We start from the raw sequence: 4,912 nt of genomic DNA, 5'->3' as shown, positions 1-4,912 counted from the left end.
TGTGAGCCTGTACGTTGCAACCAACACCCTGATTCCGACAGAGGGCCTGCCAGAACATTCCTTGCCGAGAGGACTGTTCAAACGGTCGAAGCTTCGCAACGCATCACGCGCAGGCGCCCGTGCGCCATCGCAGCCAACCGTCTGAGGGCACCGTCACTTACATGGCCGCCATGACACCCCACGACCGGGCGGCATCGCTCGCCCCGATGCTCGTTGCGCAGTTGACGCTACTCCGGCCATCAACGCCCTGATGCCAGCTTCATCAATGCACACATCGCTCCGGGCATCGCCCGGATGAGGTCACGCATTGAGGCATCAAAACGCCAAATCAATGCGACAGGGCAATCCTTGTCCGATCCTCCCCCGTCGCGCAAGAGAAATGTATGGCCTGATGCACCCCGGGCCCACGCAAGACTGCAAAGATTCACTGCCCGCGCCTTCGCTTCCCGGCTCGGCTCTCCGCAGCAGCGGCAGCATCGTTTCACGTCTGGAACGCCGCCGTTCCAGCTCGCTGTCTGGCGTCGCCCACGGTGTTGTCGCATACTCTGGACACGATACCGGCACGGCTGCGGGCGGGTCGGGTGCGCCTGTCTCCGGGCCTCGGGCTGCGGCGGGCTCATCTTGTGGCCCGCCGGTGCAGAGGGCGTCATGGCGGAGGGAACCTGGCCTCGATGATCCGCCGCGGTGCTCCGGGCGCGTCCTCCCAGCGCGAGGGTCGCGCCCCCTACTGAGATCAGATTGCCATTTCCATCTCAACAATAGATATCCACAAAAGCGACACGATCGATTGGACGTCGATAGCGTTTACACTTTTGAGAATGATGCCTCCGCGCTGGCCGATGAAACATGAAACGGGCTCTTCACTACCGAGCCCACAGCACATATCGCGGTGTGACCAGATGGCGAACCAAGTGAAATACATCTGTCACATGACGCCCATGCGCGCCCTGTTCGGCGGCCTTGTCGCCGGAGGCATTTCGTCGAGCGCGCCCGCCCAAGCTCAGCTTGACAAGCCGATCCCAGCATTTAAGGTATGACGCGCATGCGCAGTAAGGTGCTGCCATGTTGCTGCAACCAACTAGAGCGGACTGCATGTCCACTCGGACCTGTAGGCCACTCTAGAACCACGAAGGAGTATCATCATGCATAATCAGGGAAACGCCCAGCAGGTTCATGTCGCGCAGCCCAAGCGTTCGATGAAGATCAAGTCGAACGTCAAGGGTAGCACCACTGTCTGCGCCTGAGCAGGAACCTAGCTGCCTCTCCTGACGTATAGGAGAGTGGTCGCGGGGCACGTCGATTGATTGATGCCGATGTGATTCCGATCTCTAGCCCTGATCGTTGAACAGGTCTGGATATCGCGAATTTTCAACTGCTCAACTAGAGGTGCCTCGCGGCTTTTCCATGGCAGGATGGAGCGCGCTCTGCCGATCGTTCTCTCGTCAGTGACACCTGAGCCGCATGGACATTTCGACTGTACATTTCTCCAGGGACACCGCAGCCGCCGCTGCGGCTGACCCGCTCGGGCGTGCATTGAACGAATCGAGAATCATTGTATTTCTTGCCGGGTAGTGAGTCGCATTCGATGATCGCCGCCGATCGATTCACCTCTACACCAGCCGTGAGCCCCGCCGGTCACGCGCGGTCGTTTGATGACACGGAGGTCTGGGTACGACCTTTGCTCAGACGGGTACCCATCACGCGCGTCGTCGACGTGACTCCGCTCGACTATCTGGGGCTGCCAAGCTGGGTGGCCGTCACGCCGCTCGCCAAGGACCTCACCACCCACGCAGGCAAGGGGTTGACCCACCGCGCTGCGCGCCTGAGCGCGATCATGGAAGCCATCGAGCGGTGCTGCGCGGAAGACCTGCCCGCCAGTACCGAGGTTCGTCGCGCGTCCTTCGAAGAGCAGCGCGAGAGCACTGGCGACGCGGTGCTGGACGTCGAGGACTGCGATCTGCCGTTCCGGAGCGTGTACCGGCCCGACCGCGCATGCTCTTGGATGATGGCGTTCGACCTGATCCAGCGGCAGCAAGTCTGGGTGCCGGTCGACCTGGTCATCACCCCCGGCAGCGATGGGATCTATCCGGGGCCCCACACCAACGGCCTCGCATCGGGGAATACTTACACGGAGGCGGCGTTGCACGCCTTGTGTGAAGTCATAGAACGCGACACTGTCGCGCAGCACGAGTTCTGTGATGAGGTCGCCGAGTCCGACGACCACGACGTGCCACACTGTCAGATGATAGATCTCGACACCATCCCGGGTGAGTTCCAGGAATGGCGTGATCGCATAACTCGCGCTGGGCTGCGGCTCGCGGTCGGAGAGCTGATCAACAGCACAGCGGTGTCCACCTTCGCCGCAGGCATCCTGGACCCGGCATTTCCGAGCCTCCACGGCGCTGCTGAGCGTCGTTTTGCGGGCTGGGGGACCGATCTCGACCCGCAACGCGCCGTCCTCCGCGCCGTGACCGAGGCCGTGCAGAGCCGCGTCGTCACGATGCAGGGTGCGCGCGATACCTTCGAAGGCGGTCAATCCATCGACCGCACATGGACTTTGCAGAGACTCGCCGACTTCTATCATCCGCGAGAGTTGCACCCGTTTGACGCTGCCAGGAGCAGCTCGTCGGGCGACCTGCTGCGCGACCTCGAGGAGGTCTGCGAGCGCTTGGCTGGCGCGGGGTTCACGCGTTGCATCGTCGCGGATCTTACCCGGTCCGATCTCCAGGTCCCCGTCGTTCGCATCATCGTGCCAGGGATGAGTGGTCCGCCCAGCTGCGGCGAGCGCCCGTCCTGGCGCCAGTTGAGGCACTTGCTGTGACATCTGACCGTTTGCAACGCGAAACCTCGCACGCGGACACACCTTGGGTCTACGTCGGCCCGAGCATCTCACCGAGCGCAGTGGCTGAGCTGCTTCCTGGTGCGCGGATTCGAGCCCCCGTGGTGCGTGGAGACCTGTACCGCGACCGGGAGCTTGGCGGCGCCATCTTCGTCATCATCGACGGCGTGTTCTCGCACGAGCTTGCCGTATCGCCGCGCGAGGTCATCGATATCGTGCGCGATGGCGCGCTGGTACTCGGCGCGTCGAGCATGGGCGCGCTGCGCGCCGCCGAGTGCTGGCCGGTCGGCGTACGAGGCATAGGGCTGGTTTATCGGGCGTTTCGGATGGGCGTCCTGAGCAGCGACGGCGAGGTCGCGGTCGGTACGGACCAAGACAACGACTATCGCGCCGTCTCCGTGGCGCTGGTCAACGTCCGGTACGCGGTTTCTCACGCCATCCGGCGGCAGATTCTGGACCGTCCGTCTGGGCGGCGCCTCGTCGACGTCGCCTCACGGATGTTCTACCCCGAGCGTCAATGGCGCGCCGTCCTGCGCGAGGCGCGCGTCGCCGATGAGTCTGGGGAGCTCCTGAGATTCCTCTCCGCGCAAGACATCAAGCGACAAGATGCGATCCAGGCGCTCCAGCATGCTGGCGAGCTCCTCCGCGTCGAGAACGTCGCCGCGAAATATGGCCGTGCGCACAGCGAGCCATTTGTTCGACCCAACCGCACGATCTCCGAGCCGTTCTTCGGGAGCTCCGCCGAAGCCTTGCGCGACGAGCTCGTGGAGTGGCTATTCGGCACGGGCAGGTACCGGCGCTACATCTGGACTCTGCTCGCCGGTCACGCCGATTTCCAGGGAATGCCGCAGGCGAACAGGGCCGAGCGACTTCGCGAGGTGCTCTGTGATGTCCTTGCTCGGACTCTTCCGCACGACGCCACATTTGCAAACATGGTCTGGGAAGAGCTGGGTTTCCTCGGCGAGCTCCACGCCGAGATCGCGAGGATGTACGCCGCGAAACGTCTAGCTCAAGACGCCAAGCGCATGTCATTGCACCTCGAGCCGCGGATCCTCCAGCGTGTTCGGGAGGAGATGAGCATCGCTCATGGAGCGTACCAGTGGTCCTTGCTCCTGGAGAACGTCGTCGATGGGCGTTTCTGCGGTGCGATTCCCTTCGCGTGGATCGACAGGAGCTGCCACGCCATCGCGAGCGCGCGCGCGTTCGTCGAGCACATGAGCTCAGCCCGCTCAGCCAAAGGGACGGCCAGCAAGGGAGCGAATGAGTCCGCGCCGTCCCGGCAGCTGCTTTCCAGCGAGCGTCATGAGTGGCACATTATCAACGACAGCGAGTCCAGCGGCTTGCCCCCAGGCTAGCATCGTCCGCTGGTCCGAGAGAATGTCGATGCACAGCGGTTCAGATACATCAGCAGCCAGCTCCGTGGCAAGGGTGCGGGCATCTTCTTCGGCCCGCGCGACGATCGGTCCGAGCTGGCGGATGTCCGTGGGCCACGACGAGAGTCCGAAGCCGACGACCTCTCCGCCACGCTCGACCACCAGCGCACGGTCGGAGGAGGCGAACAACGCTTCGAGCAGGCGACGGCGCGAAGCTCCCTGCGCCTCTCCGTCCAGCGCGCAAATCACATCGATATCTGCGGCGGTCATGTTCCGTAACCCGTCGCGTGAGGCCGCGCGCCTCAAGCTCGCGCGACCCTGGAGCCGCACGGAGGTCACGCCCGTCGCGATGAAGCCAACCTGCTCGTACAGCGGCCGTCCCATGCTCGATGCGAACAAGTAAACGACGATGTCGCTCCCCTGCTTCAGCGCGTGTTGCAGCAGGCTTCGCCCCAAGCCGCGCCGCTGATGGGCCTCGCTCACGAACATCATTGCAATGACGGCCAGCGCATCGAATCGGTTGAGTATCACCGTCCCCGCCAACTCACCGTTGTCAAGCTCGAGACCGAAAGCGTCGCCGACGGAGAACAGTAACCGCCACCTCGCCTCGGTGGTGTTCCAACCAACCTGACGCACCAGCGCAGCGCAAATGGACGCATCCTTGTCGTCAAGTCCACGAATGAGCATAGCTTCTCGATCC

The 4,912-nt window shown here is 63.3% G+C and carries 2 protein-coding genes and 1 pseudogene; 2 read left to right on the top strand and 1 reads right to left on the bottom strand.

Annotated elements, in window-relative coordinates:
• Positions 1-1,585: 1,585 nt before the first annotated feature.
• Positions 1,586-2,821, top strand: coding sequence for a YcaO-like family protein (locus WME96_RS16060; protein WP_437290984.1), 1,236 nt, complete (start codon positions 1,586-1,588; stop codon positions 2,819-2,821).
• A pseudogene (locus tag WME96_RS16055) lies at positions 2,818-3,342 on the top strand (TfuA-like protein); the annotation flags it as partial. The gene WME96_RS16060 and the pseudogene WME96_RS16055, both read left to right, overlap by 4 nt.
• Before the next feature lie 726 nt (positions 3,343-4,068).
• Here the strand turns inward: WME96_RS16055 and WME96_RS16050 are convergent.
• Positions 4,069-4,899, bottom strand: a complete 831-nt coding sequence (locus WME96_RS16050; RefSeq protein WP_437290983.1) for a GNAT family N-acetyltransferase — start codon at positions 4,897-4,899, stop codon at positions 4,069-4,071.
• Positions 4,900-4,912 lie beyond the last annotated feature (13 nt).

Origin of the sequence: Sorangium sp. So ce406, assembly GCF_051474675.1 — a bacterium.
In the GTDB taxonomy this organism is placed as follows: Bacteria; Myxococcota_A; Polyangia; order Polyangiales; family Polyangiaceae; genus Sorangium; species Sorangium cellulosum_G.
This window is presented reverse-complemented; position numbering and strand designations above follow the sequence as displayed.

Coding starts and splice junctions, on each gene's coding strand:
- WME96_RS16060 (WP_437290984.1), top strand. CDS start 1,586: ATGATCGCCGCCGATCGATTCACCTCTACACCAGCCGTGAGCCCCGCC.
- WME96_RS16050 (WP_437290983.1), bottom strand. CDS start 4,899: ATGCTCATTCGTGGACTTGACGACAAGGATGCGTCCATTTGCGCTGCG.